This window comes from Actinosynnema pretiosum (assembly GCF_024171695.1).
Classification (GTDB): Bacteria; Actinomycetota; Actinomycetes; order Mycobacteriales; family Pseudonocardiaceae; genus Actinosynnema; species Actinosynnema pretiosum.
In genome coordinates, this window is the sequence record NZ_JAMTCF010000011.1 from 228,871 (window position 1) to 252,400 (window position 23,530).

Genomic DNA, 23,530 nt, shown 5'->3' on the forward strand with positions numbered 1-23,530 from the left:
GCGCGGCGCGCCCGGCGCGGTTTACGATCCTGGCTCGTGACCTCCCCGAACCCCGACCTGCTCGGCCTGTTCCCCGACGCCGCCCGGCACCGCCCGCTCGCCTCGGCGCTCCCGCAGGGGCGGCCCGTGCGCTCCCGCGAGCAGCCGGACGCCCCGCGCCCGGCGCTCTGGCTCAGCGGTGGTCCCGCGCCCGCCGGCCTGTGGTCGCGGCTGCGCGCCGAGCACGCCTCGTCCGGCCTGTGGCCGCTGCTGCTGGACGCGCTCGACGACGAGGACCCGGCCTACCGCCCGTGGGGCAGCGGCGAGCTGACCCCCGCCCCCGCCTCGGCGGCGGGCGCGCACGACCCGGCGGTGGTGCTGGAGCGGTGGTGGGCGGACCACACCGGCGACGACCCGGAGGACCAGCTCACGCCCGCCCAGCGCCTCGCCGTGACCGCCCCGTTCGGCCGCGCGTGGCCGGGCCTGGCGCCCGCGCGGGTGCCGACCAACGATCCCGGTCGGGTCGCGGACGACCTGGCGGGGGAGTTGTTGCGGGGGCACGGTTCCCTGCGGCTCGGGCTGGTCGCGGCGGATCGCGGGGCGGACGCGCTGACCGTGGCCGGGTGGCGCGGGGCGGCGGGGTACGTGGACGACACGGCGGAGCTGTCGGCGGTGCTGCGGTCGTGGGAGTCCCGGTTCGGCGCGCGGGTGGTGGGCGTGGGCTTCGGGACCCTGCTGCTGAGCGTGGCCGCGCCGCCGACGACGCTGACGGAGGCGCTGGCGATCGCGGTGGAGCACTTCGCGGTGTGCCCGGACAACGTGTGGCAGTCCGACGAGGCGCACCCGCTGATGGCGTACGCGGAGCGGTTGGTGGGGGACCACTCGTGGACGTTCTGGTGGGAGTGAGGTGACCTGGCCGCTTCCGGCGCGGGCTCGGGTTCGGGCCCGTGCCGGGGGTGAGGCGGTCGAGTTCTTCGCCACCCACAACAGTTTTCGGATCCCGGACGTGACCGGTGTCGCCGGGACGACGACGCCCGCCGCAGCCGATCCCGTTGTGCGCCAAAGCGAACTGCTCGCGCGGCACCGGGTCGAGCCGGACGGCGCGATCACGGCGACCGGTCCGGCCGGTCGGCCGGTGGGGTCGCGCTGAGCGCGACCGGTCGCCTCGGTGAGACCGGTCGCCCCTCGGTGCCAGACGGGTGCTACACGCCCGCGACCGAGCGGATCCAGTCGCGGTAGAGGGTGACGTTCGTGTAGGCGCACCAGGTGCTGCGGTTGCTCGTGGAGGACACGCCCACCTGGTACTGCTTCCCGTCCACCGGGCTGATCGCGGTCATCGGGCCGCCGGAGTCGCCGCCCGCCGCGATGCCGTCGACGGCGTTGGCCAGGATCGCCGAGCCGCCCTGGTAGTCGGCCGCGTCGAGGGTGGCCACCCTGGTGGTGGCGACCTTCAGCACCGGGGACTGGCAGGCGACCTCGTTGCCGGTGCAGGTCGCGCCCCAGCCCCAGATGCGGGCGTCCTGGCCTGCGACGACGGCGCCCGGCTCGCCGAGGCGGGCGTACTCCCACCACGACGGCTGGGCCTGGTCGACGCGCGCCAGCGCGAGGTCGGAGTGCTGGTGGGTGATGATCTCCACGCCGGTGACCAGCACGCCGCCCGCGTCCTGCCAGTCGCTGCCGATCCGGAAGGTGTAGGTGGCGTCGCTGTCGGCGACGCAGTGCTGAGCGGTGAGGACCCAGGTCGGGGCGATGATCGTGGCCGAGCACCAGGGGGCGCCGTCGCGGAACAGGCGGACGGCGAACGGGGTGTAGTAGGCGGGGGCGCCGCCGATGATGTCCGGCGTCGCGGTCGGGGGTGGGGTGGGGGCGGCTTGGGCGGGGGTGGCCAGGGCCGCCGCTGCCAGCAGGGCGGCGAGGAGGGCGCTGAGTCTTCGCACGGTCGCTCCAGGTTGATCGGGGTGGATCGATTCACCTGGAGCTTCACGGTTCGGGGTGGCGGGCGGTAGTGGGCGAAGGTCCCCGAAGCTCGGGGGCCGAGGGCCGTTGGCGAACGCGTCCCTGCGGGCCCCTCCTTGACGACCGGCCCGCCGCCGCTTAGCGTCAGGCGCTGATAACGATCGGAACGTTACGCGAAACTTTCGAACCGGTTTCCGCTCGCCCGCCACCGCGCGGGTACTCCCAGAAAGCGCCGGACATGACGCTGACAGCGAAGTCAGTCTCCCGAGCCGCCCTCGTCGCCACCCTCACCGCGCTCACCGCCGCAGCCGCCGTGCTGGTGGCCACTCCCGCCAGCGGGGCCGCCTCCACGCTCGCGGCAGCCGCCCAGCAGAAGGGGCGGTACTTCGGGACCGCCGTGGCCGCCAACAAGCTCTCGGACTCGACCTACACGGGCATCCTCAACCGCGAGTTCGACGTGGTCACGGCCGAGAACGAGATGAAGATGGACGCCACCGAGCCCAACCAGGGGCAGTTCTCCTACGGCAACGCCGACCGCATCGTCAACCAGGCCCGAGGTCAGGGCAAGCGGGTCCGGGGGCACGCGCTCGCCTGGCACTCCCAGCAGCCCGGCTGGATGCAGCGCATGGAGGGCTCCTCGCTGCGGCAGGCCATGCTCAACCACGTCACCCAGGTCGCCACCTACTACCGGGGCAAGATCTACGCCTGGGACGTCGTCAACGAGGCGTTCGCCGACGGCAACTCCGGCGGCAGGCGGGACTCCAACCTCCAGCGCACCGGCAACGACTGGATCGAGGCCGCGTTCCGGGCCGCCCGCGCGGCGGACCCCGGCGCGAAGCTCTGCTACAACGACTACAACACCGACAACTGGTCCCACGCCAAGACCCAGGGCGTCTACCGGATGGTGCAGGACTTCAAGTCGCGCGGGGTGCCCATCGACTGCGTCGGGTTCCAGGCGCACTTCAACAGCGGCAACCCGGTGCCGTCCAACTACCACACCACGCTCGGGAACTTCGCCGCGCTGGGCGTGGACGTGCAGATCACCGAGCTGGACATCGAGGGCTCCGGGTCGAGCCAGGCCCAGCAGTACCAGGGGGTCACGCAGGCCTGCCTGTCCGTCGCCCGCTGCACCGGCATCACGGTGTGGGGCATCAGGGACACCGACTCCTGGCGCGCCTCCGGCACCCCGCTGCTGTTCGACGGCTCCGGCAACAAGAAGGCCGCCTACAACTCCGTGCTGGCCGTGCTGAACGAGGGCGGCGGGCAGCAGCCGACCACCACCGGGCCGACCACGACCACCACCAGCCCGGACCCCGGCGGCGGCGGGTGCACCGCGACCTACGCGGAGGGGCAGAAGTGGAACGACCGGTTCAACGGGCAGGTCACCGTCTCCGGCGCTGACAACTGGGTCGTCACGGTCACGCTCACCTCGCCGCAGCGGGTCATCGCGACCTGGAACACCAGCGCGAGCTGGGACTCCAGCGGCAACGTGATGACCGCCCGGCCCAACGGGAACGGGAACGCGTTCGGCTTCACCGTGCAGCACAACGGGAACTGGAGCTGGCCGAGCCTGAGCTGCGCCAGGGGGTGAGCCCGGCGTCCCGACGGTTCCCGCCGCGAAGGGGGAACCGTCGGGACGCGCCGAGGTCAGACCCCGCCAAACAGGTCCCGCCGCACGCCCGCCGCGCGGAACAGGTGATCGCGCGAGTCCTCCAGCTCGTGCCGCACCCTGGTCACGTCCACGTCCAGCAGCCGCCCCCGCCACTTGCGCACCCGCCCGGCGACGATCACCGTCTCCACGTTCGAGCGGTCCATCAGCGCCACCACCGCGCCGGGGGCGTTGTTGAGCGGGGCCACGTTCAGCGCCGTCGCGTCCAGCAGCACCACGTCCGCGTCCTTGCCCGGCGTGAGCGACCCGGTCCGGTGGTCCAGACCGAGGTCCCCGGCGCCGTTCAGGGTCGCGAAGCGCAGCACGTCGCGCGCGGTCAGCAGCGGCGGGTCGGTCTCGGCGGGCGGCGGCCAGTGGTTCGGCGGGTAGCCGTCGCCGCGCGCCAGCACCCGCTCGTTCACCACCGCCCGCTGCATCGTCAAGGCCGAGCGCATCAGCGTGAACGGGTCGGCGGGCATGGTCGTCTCGACGTCCGAGCTGAGCGAGGGCTCCATCCCCAGCTCCTGCAGCTTCAGGATCGGCGGGGTGCCGTGCCGCATGGCCATCTCGATCGGGAACGCGATCGACACCCGCGCGCCCGCGTCGCGCACCCGCCGCCACGTCTCGTCCCCGACGCCGGTCATGTGGACGAGCAGGTTGTCCGGGCCCAGCCCCAGGTTTCCGCCGACCCCGCCCTCGCCGCGCGCCAACCGGTCCAGCACCGGGTTCGTGCCCGCGCCCGACACGGCGTGCGCGACGATCCGCAGCCCCAGCTCCCGGCCGAGCTCCCAGGCCCGCGAGTACAGCGCCTCGTAGTCCAGGTACATCTCGCCGCCCATGGCCATGGTGACCAGCCCGTCCGAGGCGAACCACCGCGCCAGCACGGCTTCCGCGTCCTCCGGGTAGGTCGAGCCCGGCCGCCCGTCACCGCCCGCGTAGGACAGCACCGCGCGCCTGCCGGTCTCGCGCAGCGCGGTCACCGCCGCGTCGGTGTGCTCGGGGGTGTGGTGGATCTGGGAGATGTCCAGCACCGTCGTGACGCCCGCGTCGAGCTGCGCCAGGCCCGCGAACAACGTGCTCAGGCGCACGTCCTCGGGGCGGTACAGCGGGGCCATCCGGCCGAGCGCGAAGTCCCCGTAGTTCGGGTTCGCGGACGGCGAGCCGGAGCCGTCGTCGAACAGCAGCGCGTCCGGGAGCGTGCCGCGCAGCGCCGTCTCGAACTGGTGGTGGTGCGTGTCCACGAAGCCGGGCACGACGATCCGGCCGCGCGCGTCCACCACGGCCGCGTCCGGAACGCGCAGGTCCGGTCCCACGGCGGCGATGCGCGCGCCGTCGACCAGCACGTCGGCGCGCTCGAAGTCGCCGACGTCGGGGTCCAGCGACAGCACCGCGCCGCCCCTGATCAGGTACCGGCTGCCCGGCCTGCCGCTGTCGGCCGGCAACCCCTGTCCCGCTTGGAAGTCCTCGGTCACGTGCGCTCCCCGTCGAGTCGGTGTGACGTCACCCCGATCGTCGTCCCGCCGGACGGGTGGGGTGGGGGAGGAGGGCCTTTCGCGCAGGTGTTCTGCCCCAGGGGGCAACGGGGGCGCCCCACCGGTGGGAAGGGCGCCCCCGAGCGTCAGCGGCCGACGCGCTCGGCGATCAGCGGGCCGCCGTCCCGCACCTCGTCACCGGGGTCGCCGATCCGCCACGCGCCCTCCAGGGACTCCAGCGCGCGCGGGATGCGCGCCGCCTCGTCCGCGCTGAGCGTGAACAGCGGCTGACCGGCCTTCACCGCCTCGCCGGGCTTCACGTGCAGCTCGACGCCCGCCGCGTGCCGCACCGGGTCCTCCTTGCGCGCCCGACCCGCGCCCAGCCGCCACGCCGCGATCCCGAACGGGAGCGCGTGCTGCTCGACCAGGACGCCGTCCCGGTCGGCCAGCACCACCTCGTGCTCGCGCGCGGTCGGCAGCGGCGCGTCCGGGTCACCGCCCTGCGCGCGCACCATCCGCCGCCACGAGTCGAGCGCGCGGCCGTCGTCCAGCGCGGCCTCGACGTCCTCGTCCGGCCTGCCCGCCAGCGCCAGCATCTCCCGCGCCAGTGCCAGGGTCAGCTCCCGCACGTCCGCCGGACCACCGCCCTGGAGCACCTCGACGGACTCGGCGACCTCGTTCGCGTTGCCGATCGCCCGCCCCAGCGGCACGTTCATGTTGGTCAGCAGCGCGCTCGTCGCCACACCCGCGTCCTCGCCCAGCTCCACCATCGTCCTGGCCAGCTCGCGGGCGTCCGCGAGCTCGGTCAGGAACGCGCCCGAGCCGAACTTCACGTCCAGCACCAGCGCGCCGGTGCCCTCGGCGATCTTCTTCGACATGATCGAGGACGCCATCAGCGGGATCGCGTCGACGGTCGCCGTGGTGTCCCGCAGCGCGTACAGCTTCTTGTCGGCGGGCGCCAGCCCGGACCCGGCCGCCGCCACCACGCCCCCGACGTCGCGCAGCTGCGCCAGGATGTCCTCAGTGGACAGATCGGCGCGCCAACCGGGGATCGACTCCAGCTTGTCCAGCGTGCCACCGGTGTGGCCGAGCCCTCGCCCGGACAGCTGCGGCACCGCGACGCCGAACGACGCGACCAGCGGCGTCAGCGGCAGCGTGATCTTGTCGCCGACCCCGCCGGTGGAGTGCTTGTCGGTGGTCGGCTTCCCCAAGCCCGCGAAGGACATCCGCTCGCCCGAGGCGACGATGGCCAGCGTCAGGTCGCGGGTCTCCGCGCGGCTCATGCCGTTGAGCCAGATCGCCATCAGCAGCGCGGACATCTGCTCGTCCGCGACCCGACCGCGCGCGTAGGCGTCGACGATCCAGCCGATCTGCTCGGTGGACAGCCGCTGCCCGTTGCGCTTGGCGCGCAGCACGTCGACGGCGTCGAAGGGTTCGACCTTCGGCAAGGTGGTGCTCCTCTCGGCGGGACCGGGGTCAGTGCCCGCCCGTAGCGGCGGCGGCCACCGTGTCACGGGTGACCAGCGCCGTGGCCAGCCGCGTTCCGGCGGGCCGCTGGTTGTCGATCACGCCGAGCGCGGTGGCCACGGCGACCGCCGCGAGGTCCGCGGCGGGCAGTCGCACGGTGGTGAGCGCGGGGCCCAGCATCCGGGCGAGGTCCAGGTCGCCGACCCCGACGACCGAGAGGTCCTCCGGCACCCGCCAGCCCTTCGCGCGCGCGGCGCGGAACACGGCGGGGGCGAGCAGGTCGTCGTCGCACAGCACGGCGGTGAACCGGCGCGGGCCGTCCAGCAGGCCGGTGGCGGCGGAGCAGGCCGCGTCGAAGTCGGTCGCGGACGTCTCGGCCCAGGCGGTGATCTCCCCGCCCAGCGCGGCGAACGCGTCCGCGAACGCGGTGCGGCGGTCGAGGTAGGTGGGGTGCGCGTTGCGGGTGTTCAGGCAGGCGACCTGGGTGTGCCCGGCGTCGCGCAGCAGGCGGGCGGCCTCGGCCATGCCGGGGGCGAAGTCGAAGCCGACGGTGGGCAGCGCGTCGCCGTACAGCTCGCAGGCCACGACCGGCAGACCGGTGGCGGCGAGCGCGACGGCCTCGGAAGCCGTTGGGCCGTAAGCGATCGCGCCGCCGAGGTGGCCCGCGCGGATCAGGTCGGCGATGCGGTCGGTCCAGGAGGGCTCGTCGTCGTCGCGGGTGATCAGGATGACCGAGTGGTCGTGCTCGCGCGCCCTGCGCTCGGCGTGCTGGAACAGGGAGGCGAAGAACGGCTGGCTGACGTCGCGCACGGCCAGGCCGATGATCGGCACGCGGCCGGTCTTCAGGCGGGCGGCGGCGGTGTTGGGCACGTAGCCGAGCCGGGCGGCGGCCTCCCGGACGCGCTCGGCGGTGCGCTCGGAGACCCGCGTGCCCGCCTTGCCGGAGAACACCAGCGACACCACCGACTGCGAGACGTCCGCGAGGCGCGCCACGTCGCTGCCGGTGACCGCGCGCCAGGGGCGCTTCGCGTCAGCCATGGGGGGCCTTTCGGGCGGGTGGGGGCGCGCCTGCCGGGCGGAGGGGGGCCGGCTGCGCGGCGGCGCGGGACCACGGGGTACCGGTCCGCGGTCCCGCGCCGCCGCGCAGCGCGGAGGGCGCGGCGGTGTGGTCGGGGGTCCGCACCGCCGCGCCGGGGGAGTCCGGTCAGTAACCGGACTGGCTGGAGCCCGAGCCCTCGACGAGCGCGCGGGTGCCCGAGACGCCGAGGCGGGTGGCGCCCGCCGCGATCATCTCGCGCGCGGCCTCGGCGGTGCGGATGCCGCCGGAGGCCTTGACGCCCACGTTCGGGCCCACGGTCCTGGCCATGAGGGCGACGGCGTGCGCGGTGGCGCCGCCGGTCGGGTGGAAGCCGGTGGAGGTCTTGACGAAGTCGGCCTCCGCGCGCACCGAGGCCTCGCAGACGGCGACGATCTGCTCGTCGGTGAGCGCGGCGGACTCGATGATCACCTTCAGGACCGCGCCGGGCACGGCCGCGCGGACGGCGCGCACGTCGGCCTCCACGTCGGCGAAGCGGCCCTCGACCGCGGCGCCGACGTCGATCACCATGTCGATCTCGTCGGCGCCCTGCGCGACCGCGCGGGAGGCTTCGAGGGCCTTGATCTCGGAGGCGTGCTTGCCGGACGGGAAGCCGCAGACGGCGGCGACCTTGATCGACGCGCCCTCGGGCAGGTCGAGGGGGAGCATGTTGGGCGAGACGCACACGGAGTAGGCGCCCAGCTCGACGCCCTCCTGGACGAACCGGGCCACGTCGGCGCGGGTGGCCTCGGGCTTGAGGAGGGTGTGGTCGATGACGCTGGCCAGGTCCGGCACGGTGGTCCCCTTCGCCGTCGAGCGGGAGCGGGCAGTCGGGTGACTGCCGTGGGTCATACGATAAACCTGGGGTAGGTCATACGAAAGACCTGGGGGCGGCGGGACCCGTTCGTGAGGCTTTGGGGCCGGGGTGGGGCGGGCTGGACCGGGGTGGACCGGGATGGGATGAGGCGGACCGGGGCGGAGTGGGGCAACCCGGACCAGGTCGACCCGTCCAAGGCGGGGTGGGCCTGGGGGCGGGAGGCGCGGAACGCCGGGGTGCTGGGATGTCGAGGCAGCAGGGCGCTGGGGTGTCGGGGCGCTGGGGCGGCGGGGGCGCTGGGCCGTCGGGACGTCGGGCTGACTGGGCGCGCGGCGCGCGTGGAATCGAAACCCGGCCCGCATCGCGCTGTGCCAGCCCCGCCAGCCCCGTCCGCCCCGCCCGCAGCGCCCCCGCCCCCGCCGCCTTCGCTCGCCCCGCCCCGTCCGCGCCGCCCGTCCGCACCGCCCGCCCACACCGCCCGTCCGCACCGCCCGCCCCGCCCGCAGCGCCCCCGCCGCCCCGCCTTCGCCAGCCCCGCCCCGCCCCGCCCCGCCCCGTCCGCACCGCCCGCCTGCACCGCCCGCAGCGCCCCCGCCGCCCCGCCTTCGCCCGCCCTGTCCCGTCCGCACCGCCCGCCCGCCCACACCGCCCGCCCGTATCGCCCCCCTGTCCCGTCCGCTCGATCGAGTGCCCCGCTTCGGAGGCCCGGCGCGGGTGGTGGCGCGCGGGGGTGGCAGGCGGTATGAGTTGCTGCGACTTGGAATCCCGGCCGGGCTCGGGAGCGCCGGAGGGCGCCCGGCTCTGCGGGCGGCGCGGACCGCGCGTGACCTGCGGCATGAAACCGGGTCGGTAAAATGTTACAGCCGCGCTAACCGGTCCGATCGGGCCTGGGAAACTCGAACTCTTCCCAAACCAAGGGCCATGTGACATGGTACCGGCGTGTCCACTCCTCTTCGAGTAGTCGTGGTGGGCGCGGGCATCGTCGGGTCGGCGATCGCCCGCGCCCTGGCCCGCGAGGGCTGCGCGGTGACCGTCGTCGACCGCGGGCCCAGCGCGGGCGGGACCTCCGCCTCCGGCGAGGGGAACCTGCTGGTCTCCGACAAGGAGCCCGGTCCCGAGCTGCGGCTCGCCCAGCGCTCCCTCGCGTCCTGGCTGCGCGTCGAGGACGAGCTGCGCGACGAGCTGCCCTCGGGCTTCCCCGACCTCGAACTGGAGCGCAAGGGCGGCCTCGTCGTCGCCACCACCGCCGAGGGCGCCACCGCGCTGCACGAGTTCGCCGCCGCCCAGCGCGCGGTCGGCGTCACCGCCGAGGTCGTCGACGACGACCGGGTCCGCGAGCTCGAACCCGACCTCACCCCGGACCGCGCCGCCGCCGTCCACTACCCCGACGACATGCAGGTGCAGCCCGTCACCGCCACCGAGGCGCTGCTCGCCGCCGCCCGCCGCCACGGCGCCCAGGTCCGCCAGGGCGTCGAGGTCACCGGGCCCGTGCTGGACAGGGGCAGGCTCGTCGGGGTCGCCACCGCGACCGGCACGATCACCGCCGACGCCGTCGTGCTCGCCGCCGGGCCCTGGTCCGGCGCGGTCGCCGAGCGGCTCGGGGTGCACCTGCCGGTCGCGCCCCGCCGGGGCACCGTCCTGGTCACCTCCCGGATGCCGCAACGCGTGTGGCACAAGGTCTACGACGCCGACTACGTGGGCGCGGTCGGCTCCGGGGCCGCCGACCTCCAGGTGTCCAGCGTGGTCGAGTCCACCGCCGCCGGAACCGTCCTCATCGGCTCCTCCCGCGAGCGCCGGGGCTTCGACGAGCGCATCGAGGCCCGCGTGCTCTCCGCGCTCGCCGCCAAGGCCCTGCTGCTGTTCCCGTTCCTGGCCGACGCCCAGGTCATGCGCGCCTACGGCGGCTTCCGCCCGTTCGTCCCCGACCACCTGCCGGTCATCGGCCCCGACCACCGCCTCCCCGGCCTGTGGCACGCCACCGGCCACGAGGGCGCGGGCATCGGCCTCAGCCTGGCCACCGCCGAGATCCTGCGCGACCACCTGCTGCACGAGGAGCGGGACGAGCTGGCCGACGAGTTCCGCCTCGACCGCCCGACCCTGCTGCCCCACCTCGAAGGGACCGCCCGATGAGCAAGATCCGCATCGAGGTCGACGGCCAGCCCGTCGAGGCGGTGGCGGGGCAGAGCATCGCCGCCGCCCTGCTCGCCACCGGCCGCACCTCCTGGCGCCGCACCCGCGCGGGCCGCCCGCGCGGCGTGTTCTGCGGCATCGGCACCTGCTTCGACTGCGTCGTCACCGTCAACGACCTGCGCGACGTGCGCGCCTGCCAGCGCCGCGCCGCCGACGGCGACCGCGTCCTGACCCAGGAGGACGACCGTGCCTGACGTCCTCGTGGTCGGCGGCGGCCCCGCCGGGATGGCCGCCGCGCACGCCGCCCGCCAGAGCGGCGCCACCGTGACCCTGCTCGAATCCGGCGACGACCTCGGCGGCCAGTACTGGCGGCACCTGCCCGCCCAGCGCAGCGACCCCGACGAGCGCAAGTGGCACCACGGCTGGCAGCGCTTCCTTCACCTGCGCGCCGCGCTCGTGGCCGACCCCGGCTGCGAGGTCGTCACCAACGCGCACGTCTGGTCCGTGGACCGCCGCGACGGCCGCCCCCCGCTCGTGCACGCCCTCGTCGGCGCGCCCGACGGCGGCGACCGCACCCCGCGCACCTTCGACCCGGACGCCCTCGTCCTGGCCACCGGCGCGCAGGAGCGCACCCTCCCGTTCCCCGGCTGGGACCTGCCCGGCGTCTTCACGGCGGGCGCCGCGCAGGCCCTCGCCAAGGGCGAGCGGGTCGCGGTCGGCCGCCGGGTGCTGGTCGCGGGCGCAGGCCCCTTCCTGCTCACCGCCGTGGCCAGCCTGGTCCGCGTCGGCGCCCAGGTCGTCGGCGTGGTCGAGGCGGCGGACGCGAAGCGGCTGGCCAAGGGCTGGTCCGCCAAGCCGTGGCGGCTGGCGAAGGCGAGCCACAAGGCCGCCGAGCTGGTCGGCTACCTGCGCGTGCTCGCCGCCAACCGGGTCCCGTACCGCACCGGCTCGGCCGTCGTCGCCGCGCACGGGACCGACCGCGTCGAGGCCGTCACGGTCGCCCGCCTGAACCCGGACTGGTCGCCGATCCCCGGCACCGAGCGCCGGATCGAGGTCGACGCGGTCTGCGTCAGCCACGCCTTCGTCCCCCGCACCGAACTCGCCATCTCGACCGGCTGCGCGCTCACCGAGGACGGTTCGGTCCAGGTTGACGACCGGCAGCGCACCACCGTCCCCGGCGTGCTCACGGCGGGGGAGCTGACCGGCATCGGCGGCGTCGACCTCGCCCTCGCCGAGGGCCGGATCGCCGGGGCCGTCGCCGCCGGGGCCGAGCCCGACCCCGGGGCGGTCAAGCGCCGCGCGGTCTTCCGCGAGTTCGCCACCCGCCTCACCGCCGCGCACGGCGTCCGCCCCGGCTGGCGCTCCTGGGTGGACGACGACACCGTCGTCTGCCGCTGCGAGGACGTCACCGCCGGAGCGCTGCGCGGCGCCGCCGAGCTGACCTGCTCCAAGGGCCTGCGCTCCCTCAAGCTCACCACCCGAGCGGGCCTCGGCCTGTGCCAGGGCCGCACCTGCGGCCGGGCCGTCGAGGAACTGCTCACCGGGGTCCTGGACCCCGGCCGCACCGCCAACCGCCCCATCGCCGCACCGCTTCGCCTCGGCGAGCTCGCCGAGCACGGCCGCACCTGCAACCGAGAGGACGTCCCATGAGTTCCGCACCGGCTTCCCTGCGCGGGGTCATCGTCGCCACCGCCCTGCCGTTCAAGGAGAACCCCTCCGCGCCCGCCGGTCTGGAGGTCGACTACGACCGCTTCGCCGAGCACTGCGACTGGCTGATGTCCAACGGCTGCCACGGCGTCGGCCCCAACGGCTCCCTCGGCGAGTACTCGGCCCTGACCGACGCCGAGCGCCGCAAGGTCGTCCAGGTCGCCGTCGACACCGTCGGCGACCGGGGCGTGGTCGTCGCGGGCGTGCACGGCCCCGGCTGGCACCAGGCCAAGCACTGGGCCGAGCTGGCCGCCGAGGACGGCGCGCACGGCGTGCTCGCCCTGCCGCCCACCATGTACCGGGCCACCGCCGAGCAGGTCGTCGAGCACTACACCAAGATCGACGAGGTCGGCCTGCCGATCATGGTCTACAACAACCCGATCGACACCAAGGTCGACCTGGTGCCCGAGCTGGTCGCCGAGATCGCCAAGCTGCCGAACGTGAGCGCCATCAAGGAGTTCAGCGGCGACGTCCGCAGGCTCTTCGAGATCGCCGAGCTGTGCGACATCGACGTGGTCGCGGGCGCCGACGACGTGCTGTTCGAGCTGATGGCCGACGGCGCCGTCGGCTGGTTCGCGGGCTTCCCCAACGCGTTCCCGGCCGAGTCCGTCGCGATCTACGAGCACATGCTCGCCGGTCGCCTCACCGAGGCCAGGGAGCTGTACAAGCACCTCGTCGCCGTGTTCCGCTGGGACTCGCGCACCGAGTTCGTGCAGGCCATCAAGCTGGGCATGGAGGAGGTCGGCCGGTACGGCGGCCCGTGCCGCCCGCCGCGCGGCCCGCTGACCGCCGACCAGGTCGCCCGCGTGCGCGCCGACATGCGCCGCGCCGTCGCCGGGATCGAGGCGCTGCGCGCGGCCGAGGTGGCCTGACGTGCGCGCGTCGCGGATGTACACCGCGGTCGACTCGCACACCGAGGGGATGCCGACCCGCGTGGTGACCGGCGGCGTCGGGGTCATCCCCGGCGCCACCATGAACGAGCGCAGGCTGCACTTCATCGAGCACCTGGACCACGTGCGCAAGCTCCTGGTGAACGAGCCGCGCGGGCACTCGGCGATGAGCGGCGCGATCCTGCAGCCGCCCACCCGGCCGGACGCGGACTTCGGCGTGCTCTACATCGAGGTGTCCGGCTGCCTGCCCATGTGCGGCCACGGCACCATCGGGGTCGCCACGGTCCTGGTCGAGACGGGCATGGTCGAGGTGGTCGAGCCGGTGACCACGATCCGGCTGGACACCCCGGCCGGGCTCGTGGTGGCCGAGGTGGCCGTCCGCGACGGGCACGCCGACAGCGTGACCCTGCGCAACGTCCCGTCCTACTGCGACCGGCTGGACGAGGTCGTGGACGTGCCGGGGCTGGGGCCGATCCGGTACAGCCTGGCGTTCGGCGGCAACTTCTACGCCATGGTCGACCTCGACCAGGTCGGGCTGCCGTTCGACCGGGCGCAAAAAGGCGAGATCCTGGCCGCAGGGCTCGCCATCATGGACGCCATCAACACCACCGCGCCGCCGCACCACCCGGAGATCGAGGGGGTCGACCACTGCCACCACGTGGAGTTCATCGCCCCCGGCTCGGACGCGACCCTGTCCCGGCACGCCATGGCCATCCACCCCGGCTGGTTCGACCGGTCCCCGTGCGGGACCGGCACGTCCGCCAGGATGGCCGAGCTGCACGCGCGCGGCGAGCTGCCGCTGGAGCAGGACTTCGTGAACGAGTCGTTCATCGGGAGCAGGTTCACCGGCCGCCTGGTGGGGAAGACGACCGTGGGCGACAAGCCCGCCGTGGTGCCGACCATCACCGGGCGCGCCTGGGTCACCGGGATCGGGCAGTACCTGCTCGACCCGACCGACCCGTACCCCGCCGGTTTCGAGTTCTGAGGGGAAGCACTTGCCGGACAACGCTTCGCACGACGTCGAGAGCGTGCTCGCCGCCGCCTCGGCGGCCAGGACCCCGCTGCGCCGGGCCTCGCTGGAGCAGCGCGCCGGGTGGCTGGAGGCCGCCGCCGACGCGCTCGACGGCGCGGCCGACGAGCTGATCCCGCTCGCCAACGCCGAGACGCACCTGCCACTGCCCCGGCTCACCGGGGAGCTCAAGCGCACCACCTTCCAGGCGCGGCTGTTCGCGCAGGGGCTGCGGTCGGGCGAGCTGGCGCCGGTGCACGTCGAGCCCGCCGACCCCGACTGGGGCATGGGGCCCAAGCCCGCGCTGCGGCGCGCGCTGGTGCCGATCGGGCCGGTGCTGGTGTTCGCGGCCAGCAACTTCCCGTTCGCGTTCAGCGTGTTCGGCGGCGACACCGCCTCCGCGCTGGCCGCCGGGTGCCCCGTGGTGGTCAAGGCCCACCCCGGCCACCCCGAGCTGTCCCGGCGCACCGCCGCCGTCGTGGCCGCCGCGCTGCCCGAGGGCGCGCTGGGGCTGGTCGAGGGCGTCGAGGCCGGGGTGACCGCGCTGCGCGACGCGCGGATCAAGGCGGTCGGCTTCACCGGGTCCACCAAGGGCGGTCGGGCGCTGTTCGACATCGCCGCCTCCCGGCCGGAGCCCATCCCGTTCTACGGGGAGCTGGGCAGCGTCAACCCGGTCGTGGTCACGCCCGCCGCGTGGGCCGAGCGCGGCGGCGACATCGCCACCGGCTGGGTCGGCTCGCTCACCCTGGGTTCCGGGCAGTTCTGCACGAACCCCGGCGTGGTGCTGGTGCCGGACGCCGACGGGTTCCTCAAGTCGGTCGAGCTGCCCGCACCGGGCCGGATGCTCACCTCCGGGCTGGAGCAGGGCTACGCCGACGCGGTCACCGCCGTCTCCGGGCGCCCCGAGGTCGCGGTCGCGGCCGAGGGACCGGCCAACGACGAGGGCGTGCGGGCGAGCGTGCTGCGGGTGCGGGCGGACGTGGCGGCGGCCGACCCGGAGCTGCTGGAGACCGAGATGTTCGGCCCGGCGGGGCTGCTGGTCGAGTACGCGTCGACCGAGGAGCTGACGGCGGTGCTGCGCGCGCTGCCCGGCCAGCTCACCGGCACCGTGCAGGCCGCCACCGGCGACGACCCGCTCGCCGCCGAGGTGGTCGAGCTGCTCTCCGACGTCGTCGGCCGGGTGGTCTACAACGACTGGCCCACCGGGGTCACCGTGTCCGGGGCGCAGCACCACGGCGGCCCGTACCCGGCGAGCACCGCGCCGACCACCACGTCGGTGGGGCTGCACGCGATCTCGCGGTTCCAGCGGCCGGTGACCTACCAGGGCACTCCGGAGTCCGCGCTGCCGGGAGAGCTGTGAACCCCTCCCGGCGCGTCCCGACCGGTGGGACACTCGGTGCGGGGTGTCGGTAAAGTCCAGCGCTGTGTGACATTTTAGTGCGGGGCGACCGCACGCCTCACAACACGGGAGGCACGGGTGAGTAGTCCATCCACCATCAACCCGGTGGCCGTGGGCGCGAGCCTGCGCGGCACCGTCGAGGACGCGGTCGCCGCCGCCATCGTCTCGGGAGAGCTGGCGCCCGGCACCCTGGTCACCGCGCCGACCCTGGCCGCCCGCTTCGGGGTGTCCGCCACCCCGGTGCGGGAGGCCATGCTGAACCTGCAGAAGCGCGGGTTCGTCGACGTGGTGCGCAACAAGGGCTTCCGGATCACCCAGGTCAGCGAGCAGGACCTGTGGGAGATCGTCCGGCTGCGCCAGCAGCTGGAGGCCCCGCCGATGCGCGGGATCGCCAGGACGATGCAGCCCGCGATCGCGGCGGAGCTGCGGGTGAAGGCCCAGGCCATAGTGGACGCCGCCGAGGTGGCGGACCTGGCGGCCTACCTGGCCGCCGACCTGGACTTCCACCTGCGGCTCCTGGAGCTGCACGGCAACCGCAGGCTCATCGCGATCGTCCAGGACCTGCGGCAGCAGACCCGGATGGTGGGGCTGGCCAACATGATCGGCACCGCCGAGCTGGCCAGGTCCGCCGCCGAGCACCACCTGCTGGTGGACCTGCTGGAGGCGCACGACGGCCGGGGCGCGGAAGCGCTGCTCACGGACCACATCGGGCACGTGCTCGGGTGGTGGAGCGGCAACTCCGAGGACTAGCGCCGTCTGACACCGGCTGACACCGCCTGGCGCCGGCTGACGCGGTCCGACCTGGGCCAGTGCAACCGCGCTGACCGGTGCGGACGAGCGCCGGTCGGCGCCCCCTCTGAATCGATCCGACGCGGTCAGTTCCCGCTCAGGCGCGCACCGAGGCGCGCCGGGAGCGGTCGTGACCAGCCCGTCCGGCGCAGCCGGGCGGGCTGGTCACGTTGTCCGGGCCCGTTCATTTCAGCCAGGAAAAATATCGGGTCAAGCTCTTCAGATGCGAGGTGTGACATACTACTGTCCCCTCCAAGTGATCGCGGTCATTCATTCACCCGCTCTGCGTGGCCAGCCGTCGCTGACGCTCAACGGCCCGCCGCGCGCCACCGCTTCCCCGGTGCGCCTGACCGCAACGCCGCACTCAGTCGCCAGTCCGCAAGGCCGTCCACCCCCTCGTGGGGACGGCTCAAGGGCTGCACCCGACGGAAGGTAGGACCCCGTGAGGAGAACCACCAGCACCCTGGCGATCGCCGGGTTCACGGCAGGAGCCATCGTCCTGTCCGCGTGCTCCGGGACGTCGAACCAGGCGGCCAATACCGGCGGCACCGACGGCGCCCCCGTCAAGGGCGGCACCGTCCAGGTCCTCCAGGCCACCGACTTCTCCTACCTGGACCCGTCGCGGGGCTGGGACGGCGGCGTCAACTCGTTCTACCGGCTGATCTACCGCCAGCTCATCACCAAGGCGCCCGCCGACGCCGCGAACCCGAACGAGATGGTCCCGGACCTGGCCGAGTCGCTGGGCACGCCGTCCGCGGACGGCCTGACCTGGACGTACAAGCTCAAGGACGGGATCAAGTTCGACACCGGCGCGCCGATCACCGCGCAGGACGTCAAGTTCGGCATCACCCGCAGCTGGGACCCGGAGATCGGCATCGGCGCCCCCTACCTCAAGCAGCTGGTGGACGCGCCCGCCGACTACCAGGGCCCGTACCGCTCCGGCGACCTGCCCACGATCGAGACGCCCGACGAGCGGACCATCGTGTTCCGCCTCAAGGCGCCGTTCCCCGAGTTCGACGCGGTCCTGTCGATGCCCTCCGGCACCCCGTTCCCGGTCGGCACCGGCGGCGGCGACTCGTTCATCAAGGACGTCATCGCCTCCGGCCCGTACGACGTCAAGACCTTCACCCCCGGCAGCAAGATCGAGCTGGTGCGCAACCCCAACTGGGACGCCGCCACCGACACCGCCCGCAAGGCCTACCCGGACGCCTGGAACTTCGTCATCGGCGTCGACCGCGCCACCATCGACGAGCGGCTCATCGCCGGTCAGGGCAGCGACGTGAACGCGGTCGCCGCGACCGTGCAGACCGCCACGATCGCCCGCATCCAGACCCCGCAGCTCAAGGAGCGCACCGTCAAGGAGCCCTCCACCTGCACCACCTACATGGGGCTGAACACCACCAAGGGCCCGCTGGCCGACGTCAAGGTGCGCCAGGCGATCAACTACGCGGTGGACAAGAGCGCGGTGCTCAACGCCACCGGCGGCAACCAGTTCGCCACCATCTCCACCACGATCCTGCCGACCTCGGTCACCGGCCACACCCAGTTCGACCTGTACCCGAGCAAGGACAACGCGGGTGACGTCGACAAGGCCAAGCAGCTGCTCGCCGAGGCGGGCCACGCGAACGGCTTCCCGCTGGTCCTGGACGTGCGCTCCAACCCGGTCGCCCAGCGCCAGGCCGAGTCGATCCAGCAGTCGCTGCAGAAGATCGGCATCGAGGTCAAGCTGAACGTCATCGACGTGGCGACCTACTACGAGACCATCGCCACCCCCGGCGTCCAGAACGACGCGGCCATCACCGGCTGGTGCCCGGACTGGGCGTCCAGCGCCTCCACGTTCCTTCCGCCGCTGTTCGACGGCCGCAAGATCACCGACAAGGGCAACCAGAACCTCTCGCAGATCAACGACCCGGCGATCAACGCCGCGATCGACGCGAACATCGCCGAGGCCGACCTGGACAAGGCCACCAAGGCCTGGGGCGAGCTGGACAAGCAGGTCATGGAGCTGGCCCCGATCGTCCCGCTGAACGTGGAGAACCGGATCTACCTGCCGGGCTCCAACGTCACCGGCTTCCACGCCCCCGGTGGCGACGTCGACTACGCCATCCTCGGCCTGAAGGACGCGGGGAAGGCCTGACCCGATGACCATCACGCCCCCCGCCCTCCAGGCGCCGGTGGCGGCCGAGCAGGACACCGTCGGAACGATCCCGGACCCGCGCAGGAGCGTGACCCGCACGCTCCTGCGCCAGCCCGCGACGGTGGCCTGCCTCGGCTACATCGCCCTGGTGCTGCTCATGGCGGTGTTCGCGCCGCTGATCGTCAAGGTCAGCGGTTGGGACCCGTACACGTTCGACCAGTCCGCCATCGACCCCGACCTCGGCGGCATCCCGCTCGGGGACTGGGGCGGGATCTCCGCCGAGCACTGGCTCGGCGTCGAACCCGGCACCGGTCGGGACATCTTCGCCAGGATCGTCTACGGCGCGCGCACCTCCATGCTCATCGCGCTCGCCGCCACGGCCCTCACCACCGCGCTCGGCATCCTGTTCGGCCTGCTCGCCGGCTACTTCGGCGGTCGCGTGGACATGCTCGTCTCGCGGCTCATGGAGTTCCTGATGGCGTTCCCCGCCCTCATCTTCATGATCGCGGTGCTGTCCGCGCTGCCCGCCGACAACCGGCAGTACCTGCTGGTCGTGGTGATCGCCCTGTTCGGCTGGCCGTACCTGGCGCGGATCGTGCGGGCGCAGACGCTCTCGCTCAAGGAGCGCGAGTTCGTGGAGGCCGCCCGCGCGTCGGGCGCCTCGCGCGCCACCATCGTGTTCACCGAGATCCTGCCGAACCTGCGCTCCACCGTGCTGGTCATGGTGACCATGGCGGTGCCCGGCTACATCGGCACCGAGGCGGGCCTGTCGTTCCTGGGCGTCGGAGTCGTGCCGCCCACCCCGTCCTGGGGGCAGATGATCTCCAGCTCGGTGAGCTGGTACTCGGTCGTGCCCACGTACTTCCTGGTGCCCGGCACGTTCCTGGCGCTGCTGGTGCTGTCCTTCATGGTCCTGGGCGACCGGGTGCAGGCGGCCGTCGACCCCGGAGGCCACCGGTGACCCGCTACGTCGTGAACCGCGTCCTGGGCATGGTCGTGGTGCTGTTCCTGGTCTGCCTGTTCACCTACCTGGTGTTCTTCGCGCTCTCGCCGGACCCGGCCGTGCAGATCTGCGGCAAGAACTGCACGCCCGAGCGCATCGACCAGATCCGCGCCAACCTCGGCCTGGACGCGCCGTTCCTCACCCAGTTCGGGCTGTTCCTCGCGGGCCTGTTCGTCGGCCGCGACTACGGCAGCGGGCCGTCGCTGATCGACTGCACCGCCCCGTGCCTGGGCTACTCGTTCCAGACCTCGCAGCTGGTCACCGACATGATCGTGCAGCGCCTCCCGGTCACTGCGGTGGTCGCGATCGGCGCCGCCGTGCTGTGGCTGAGCATGGGCGTGATCGGCGGGCTGGTCAGCGCGGTGCGCGAGGGCAGGTTCGCGGACAAGTTCATCACCGGCCTGACCCTGGGCGGCATGTCGATCCCGAACTACGTGCTCGCGCTCGCGCTCCAGTACGTGTTCGTGATCTGGTTGCAGTGGCTGCCGTTCCCGCAGGCCGTCCCGTTCCTGGACGACCCGGTCCAGTGGTTCCTGAACTTCATCCTGCCGTGGACGGTCCTCGCGATCGGCTACGCGTCCTCGTACACCCGGCTCACCCGCGCGAACGTGCTCGACACGCTCGGCGAGAACTACGTGCGCACGGCCCGCGCCAAGGGCCTGCAACCGTCCCTGGTGTGGCGCAGGCACGCGCTGCGGCCCGCGCTCACGCCCATCGTGACCATCGCGGGCATGGACTTCGCCGGCCTGCTCGGCGGCGCCCTGATCACCGAGACCGTGTTCGGGATCAACGGCGTCGGCAAGCTCGCCGCCGACTCCATCACCAAGAACGACCAGCCGGTCATCATGGCCGTCACGCTGCTCGCCGCGTTCTTCGTGGTCGTCGGCAACATGGTGGTCGACCTGCTGTACTCGGTGATCGACCCTCGGGTCAGGGCGGGGGCGACCGCGTGAGCGAGCTGCTGGACGTGCGCGGGCTGACCGTGTCCTTCAAGGGCGTGCCGGTGGTCGACGCGATCGACTTCTCGGTGCCCGCCGGGGGCTCGCTCGGCATCGTCGGCGAGTCGGGGTCGGGCAAGTCCATGACCAGCCTGGCGATCATGGGTCTGCTGCCGAAGGGGGCGAGCCGCGCCGGTTCGATCACCTTCGGCGGGCAGGACCTCGCCGAGCTGTCCGACCGGCGGATGCGGGCGGTGCGCGGGGACCGGATCGCCATGGTGTTCCAGGACCCGCTGTCCTCCCTCAACCCCTACTACACGGTCGGCGCGCAGATCGCCGAGGCGTACCGGGCGCACCGGCCGGGCGTGTCCCGGCGGGCCGCCCGCGCCGCCGCGGTCGAGGCCATGGAGCGGGTGCACATCCGCGAGTCCGGGCGGCGGGTGGACGACTACCCGCACCAGTTCTCCGGCGGGATGCGCCAGCGCGTCATGATCGCCATGGCGCTCAGCGCGGAACCCGAGCTGATCATCGCGGACGAGCCGACCACGGCGCTCGACGTCACCGTGCAGGCCCAGATCCTGGACCTGCTCACCGAGGTGCGCCAGGCCACCGGGGCCGCGCTCATCCTCATCACGCACGACCTCGCCGTGGTCAGCGAGGTCGCCGACGAGCTCGTCGTCATGCGCAAGGGCAAGGTGGTGGAGGCGGGCACGACCGAACGGGTCTTCTCCGACCCCCGCCACCCGTACACGCGGGCGCTGCTCGACGCCGTCCCGCGCATCGACGACAGCATCGGCGCACTGCGCACCACGGGAGGAGGGGAATGAGCACCGAACCGCTGCTCAGCGCCCGCGACCTGGTCAAGGAGTTCCCGGTCGCGGGCACCGCCGGACTGCTGCGCCCGGCGCGCAGGTTCCGCGCGGTGGACGACGTCTCGTTCGACCTGCACGCGGGCCAGACCCTCGCGCTGGTCGGCGAGTCCGGCTCCGGCAAGTCCACCACCGCGCGGCTCGCGTCCCGGCTGATCGACGTCACCTCCGGCGCCGTGCGGCTGGACGGGCGCGACATCACCTCGGTGACCGGGGCGGAGCTGCTGGAGGTGCGGCGGCAGGTCCAGGTGGTGTTCCAGGACCCGTTCTCCTCGCTCAACCCCCGGCACACCGTCGAGCGGATCGTGACCGCGCCGCTGCGGTACCAGAAGCGGCCGGTCCCCGGTGGGACCAAGGCGTTCGCGCAGGGGCTGCTGGAGCGGGTCGGGCTGGACCCGGACCACGTCAGCCGGTTCCCCGCGCAGTTCTCCGGCGGGCAGGCGCAGCGCATCGGCATCGCCCGCGCGCTCGCCGTGGGACCGCGCGTGCTGGTGTGCGACGAGGCCGTGTCGGCGCTGGACGTCTCGGTGCAGGCGCAGATCATCAACCTGCTGCGGGACCTCCAGCGCGAGGAGGGGTTCGGCTGCCTGTTCATCGCGCACGACCTGGCGGTGGTGCGGCAGATCGCCACCACCGTCGCGGTCATGACGGCCGGTCGGGTGGTGGAGGCGGGGGAGCGGGACGCGGTGTTCGACGACCCGCAGCACGAGTACACCCGCACCCTGCTGGCCGCCGTGCCGCGCATCCGGCCCGAGTGGGAGCAGGCGCGGCTGCGCAACGCGGCCAAGCGGGACGCCGAGGACGCCGCTGCCGGTGACGCCGCTGTCGGCGTCGACCGAACGGACGCGGACAATGGGCCGTCCGCCGGGAACGGCCCGGCCGACGAGGACAACCCGACCGAGGTCACCGCATGAGCCCTGCCCAGCCGAACGCAGCCCAGTCGAACCCCGCCCAGCCGAACGCCGTCGAGTACCCCGTGCCCGGCGCGTGGGTGCGCGAGTTCACCGTCGACGCCCCGCTGGACTGGCACGCCCCGGACGAGCGGACCGTGGAGCTGTTCGTCCGCGAGTTCGCCGACCCGGACCGCAGGCGCGAGGACCTGCCGCTGCTGACCTACCTCCAGGGCGGTCCCGGCGGTTCGAACCCGCGCCCCGAGCGGGTCGACGGCTGGCTCGCCGAGGCGCTGCGCACCTACCGCGTGGTCCTGGTCGACCAGCGCGGCACCGGCCGCAGCACCCCGGTCGACGGCGCCGTCATCGCGGGCTTCCCGGACGGTCGCGCCGCCGCCGAGCACCTGCTCCACTTCCGCGCCGACTCCATCGTGCGCGACCTGGAGCACGTGCGAACCCGGTGCTACGGCGGGAGGAAGTGGGCCACGCTCGGCCAGAGCTTCGGCGGCTGGATCACCCTGGCCTACCTCTCGCACGCCCCGCAGGCGCTCGCCGCCTGCTACGTGTGCGGCGGCATCCCCGGCACGCCGCCGGACCCCGACGAGGTCTACCGGCGCACCTTCACCCGCGCCGAGGCCAAGACCGCCGACTTCTACCGCCGCTACCCGCAGGACGTCGACGCGGTCGCCGCGATCGCCGACCGGCTGGCCGGTGGCGGCGTCGAGCTGCCGGACGGCTCGCCGCTGTCCGTGCGCCGCTTCCAGACCCTGGGCGGCGACCTCGGCTTCAACACCGGGCACCAGCGCCTGCACTGGCTGGTGTCCGAGGCGCTGCACCGCGACGGCCGGTTCACCGACAAGTTCCTGGAAACCGCGCTGGCCAAGACCTCCTACGCGGGCAACCCGCTGTTCTGGGTGCTCCAGGAGAGCATCTACGGCGACGGCGACAACGGCCCGTTCCGCTGGTCCGCGCAGCGCGAGCGCGACCTGCGCCCGCAGTTCGCCGAGGACCGCAGGCCGCTGCTGCTCACCGCCGAGATGGCCTTCCCCTGGATGTTCCAGGAGATCCGGGCGCTGCGGCCGTTCGCCGCCGCGATGGAGGAGCTGGCGAACGTGCAGGTCTGGACCGACCTGTACGACCCGGACCGCTTGGCGGCCAACGAGGTCCCGCTCGCGGCGGTCGTCTACCACGACGACCTGTTCGTGGACGAGGAGCTCCAGCGCGACACCCTGTCCCGGCTCGGCAACGCGCGGGCGTGGGTGACCAACGAGTACGAGCACGACGGCATCTCGGACGGCCGGGTGCTGCGCAGGCTCCGCGAGATCGTCCGGGATTCCGGTGGAGAACAGCGATGA

General features: G+C 73.5%; 21 protein-coding genes. 16 read left to right on the top strand and 5 right to left on the bottom strand.

All coding sequences use genetic code 11. The features are described from left to right. Nucleotides 1–36: 36 nt before the first annotated feature. Nucleotides 37–885, top strand: a complete 849-nt coding sequence (locus tag LV78_RS23285; protein ID WP_253847734.1) for a DUF4253 domain-containing protein — start codon at nucleotides 37–39, stop codon at nucleotides 883–885. Nucleotides 886–985: 100 nt separating this feature from the next. Beyond that, nucleotides 986–1,129 (top strand): hypothetical protein, encoded by a 144-nt coding sequence (locus tag LV78_RS23290; RefSeq protein ID WP_253847735.1) that lies wholly within the window; start codon nucleotides 986–988, stop codon nucleotides 1,127–1,129. Between the two features lie 52 nt (nucleotides 1,130–1,181). On the opposite strand, the gene LV78_RS23295 is transcribed toward LV78_RS23290, so the two are convergent. Beyond that, nucleotides 1,182–1,916 carry a S1 family peptidase gene (locus LV78_RS23295; RefSeq protein ID WP_253847736.1) on the bottom strand — a complete coding sequence of 245 codons (735 nt, stop codon included), beginning with the start codon at nucleotides 1,914–1,916 and terminating at the stop codon, nucleotides 1,182–1,184. A 257-nt stretch (nucleotides 1,917–2,173) separates the two neighbouring features. On the opposite strand from LV78_RS23295, the gene LV78_RS23300 reads away from it, so the two are divergent. Further along, nucleotides 2,174–3,526: a glycoside hydrolase family 10 protein gene (locus LV78_RS23300; RefSeq protein ID WP_253847737.1), complete on the top strand. Its 1,353-nt coding sequence runs from the start codon at nucleotides 2,174–2,176 to the stop codon at nucleotides 3,524–3,526. Between the two features lie 56 nt (nucleotides 3,527–3,582). Here the strand turns inward: LV78_RS23300 and LV78_RS23305 are convergent, their stop codons facing one another. The 4 genes from LV78_RS23305 to deoC form a co-directional block, all read right to left on the bottom strand. Beyond that, nucleotides 3,583–5,055: an amidohydrolase family protein gene (locus LV78_RS23305; RefSeq protein ID WP_253847738.1), complete on the bottom strand. Its 1,473-nt coding sequence runs from the start codon at nucleotides 5,053–5,055 to the stop codon at nucleotides 3,583–3,585. 146 nt (nucleotides 5,056–5,201) lie between these two features. Next, nucleotides 5,202–6,503 (bottom strand): thymidine phosphorylase, encoded by a 1,302-nt coding sequence (locus LV78_RS23310; protein ID WP_253847739.1) that lies wholly within the window; start codon nucleotides 6,501–6,503, stop codon nucleotides 5,202–5,204. A gap of 28 nt (nucleotides 6,504–6,531) precedes the next feature. Further along, nucleotides 6,532–7,560: a LacI family DNA-binding transcriptional regulator gene (locus LV78_RS23315; RefSeq protein ID WP_253847740.1), complete on the bottom strand. Its 1,029-nt coding sequence runs from the start codon at nucleotides 7,558–7,560 to the stop codon at nucleotides 6,532–6,534. A 166-nt stretch (nucleotides 7,561–7,726) separates the two neighbouring features. After that, entirely contained in the window at nucleotides 7,727–8,449 is a 723-nt protein-coding gene (gene deoC, locus LV78_RS23320; protein ID WP_253847741.1) for a deoxyribose-phosphate aldolase, read from the bottom strand. Nucleotides 8,450–9,353: 904 nt separating this feature from the next. Between deoC and LV78_RS23325 the strand changes: the two genes are divergently transcribed. From LV78_RS23325 to LV78_RS23385, 13 genes are all read left to right on the top strand, one after another. Beyond that, the gene (locus LV78_RS23325; RefSeq protein WP_253847742.1) at nucleotides 9,354–10,544 is read left to right on the top strand and encodes an NAD(P)/FAD-dependent oxidoreductase; all 1,191 of its coding nucleotides are present in this window, start codon (nucleotides 9,354–9,356) and stop codon (nucleotides 10,542–10,544) included. Next, nucleotides 10,541–10,798, top strand: a complete 258-nt coding sequence (locus tag LV78_RS23330; protein ID WP_253847743.1) for a (2Fe-2S)-binding protein — start codon at nucleotides 10,541–10,543, stop codon at nucleotides 10,796–10,798. The genes LV78_RS23325 and LV78_RS23330 overlap by 4 nt, the downstream gene beginning before the upstream one ends. After that, nucleotides 10,791–12,194, top strand: coding sequence for an FAD/NAD(P)-dependent oxidoreductase (locus LV78_RS23335; protein WP_253847744.1), 1,404 nt, complete (start codon nucleotides 10,791–10,793; stop codon nucleotides 12,192–12,194). Before LV78_RS23330 ends, LV78_RS23335 begins: the two co-directional genes overlap by 8 nt. Continuing rightward, nucleotides 12,191–13,123 carry a dihydrodipicolinate synthase family protein gene (locus LV78_RS23340; RefSeq protein ID WP_015803440.1) on the top strand — a complete coding sequence of 311 codons (933 nt, stop codon included), beginning with the start codon at nucleotides 12,191–12,193 and terminating at the stop codon, nucleotides 13,121–13,123. Before LV78_RS23335 ends, LV78_RS23340 begins: the two co-directional genes overlap by 4 nt. A 1-nt stretch (nucleotide 13,124) precedes the next feature. Continuing rightward, nucleotides 13,125–14,126, top strand: a complete 1,002-nt coding sequence (locus LV78_RS23345) for a proline racemase family protein (protein WP_253847745.1) — start codon at nucleotides 13,125–13,127, stop codon at nucleotides 14,124–14,126. 10 nt (nucleotides 14,127–14,136) lie between these two features. Further along, nucleotides 14,137–15,510 carry an aldehyde dehydrogenase (NADP(+)) gene (locus LV78_RS23350; RefSeq protein ID WP_253847746.1) on the top strand — a complete coding sequence of 458 codons (1,374 nt, stop codon included), beginning with the start codon at nucleotides 14,137–14,139 and terminating at the stop codon, nucleotides 15,508–15,510. A gap of 117 nt (nucleotides 15,511–15,627) precedes the next feature. Continuing rightward, on the top strand, nucleotides 15,628–16,299 hold the full coding sequence (locus tag LV78_RS23355; protein ID WP_253847747.1) for a GntR family transcriptional regulator: 672 nt from the start codon (nucleotides 15,628–15,630) through the stop codon (nucleotides 16,297–16,299). A gap of 481 nt (nucleotides 16,300–16,780) precedes the next feature. Then, entirely contained in the window at nucleotides 16,781–18,475 is a 1,695-nt protein-coding gene (locus LV78_RS23360; protein ID WP_253847748.1) for an ABC transporter substrate-binding protein, read from the top strand. A gap of 4 nt (nucleotides 18,476–18,479) precedes the next feature. Beyond that, nucleotides 18,480–19,436: an ABC transporter permease gene (locus tag LV78_RS23365; RefSeq protein ID WP_253847749.1), complete on the top strand. Its 957-nt coding sequence runs from the start codon at nucleotides 18,480–18,482 to the stop codon at nucleotides 19,434–19,436. Next, entirely contained in the window at nucleotides 19,433–20,431 is a 999-nt protein-coding gene (locus LV78_RS41725; protein WP_253847750.1) for an ABC transporter permease, read from the top strand. The genes LV78_RS23365 and LV78_RS41725 overlap by 4 nt, the downstream gene beginning before the upstream one ends. Continuing rightward, nucleotides 20,428–21,243, top strand: a complete 816-nt coding sequence (locus LV78_RS23375; RefSeq protein ID WP_253847751.1) for an ABC transporter ATP-binding protein — start codon at nucleotides 20,428–20,430, stop codon at nucleotides 21,241–21,243. Before LV78_RS41725 ends, LV78_RS23375 begins: the two co-directional genes overlap by 4 nt. Then, nucleotides 21,240–22,199, top strand: coding sequence for an ATP-binding cassette domain-containing protein (locus tag LV78_RS23380; protein ID WP_253847752.1), 960 nt, complete (start codon nucleotides 21,240–21,242; stop codon nucleotides 22,197–22,199). The genes LV78_RS23375 and LV78_RS23380 overlap by 4 nt, the downstream gene beginning before the upstream one ends. Beyond that, nucleotides 22,196–23,530: an alpha/beta fold hydrolase gene (locus LV78_RS23385; protein ID WP_253847753.1), complete on the top strand. Its 1,335-nt coding sequence runs from the start codon at nucleotides 22,196–22,198 to the stop codon at nucleotides 23,528–23,530. The genes LV78_RS23380 and LV78_RS23385 overlap by 4 nt, the downstream gene beginning before the upstream one ends.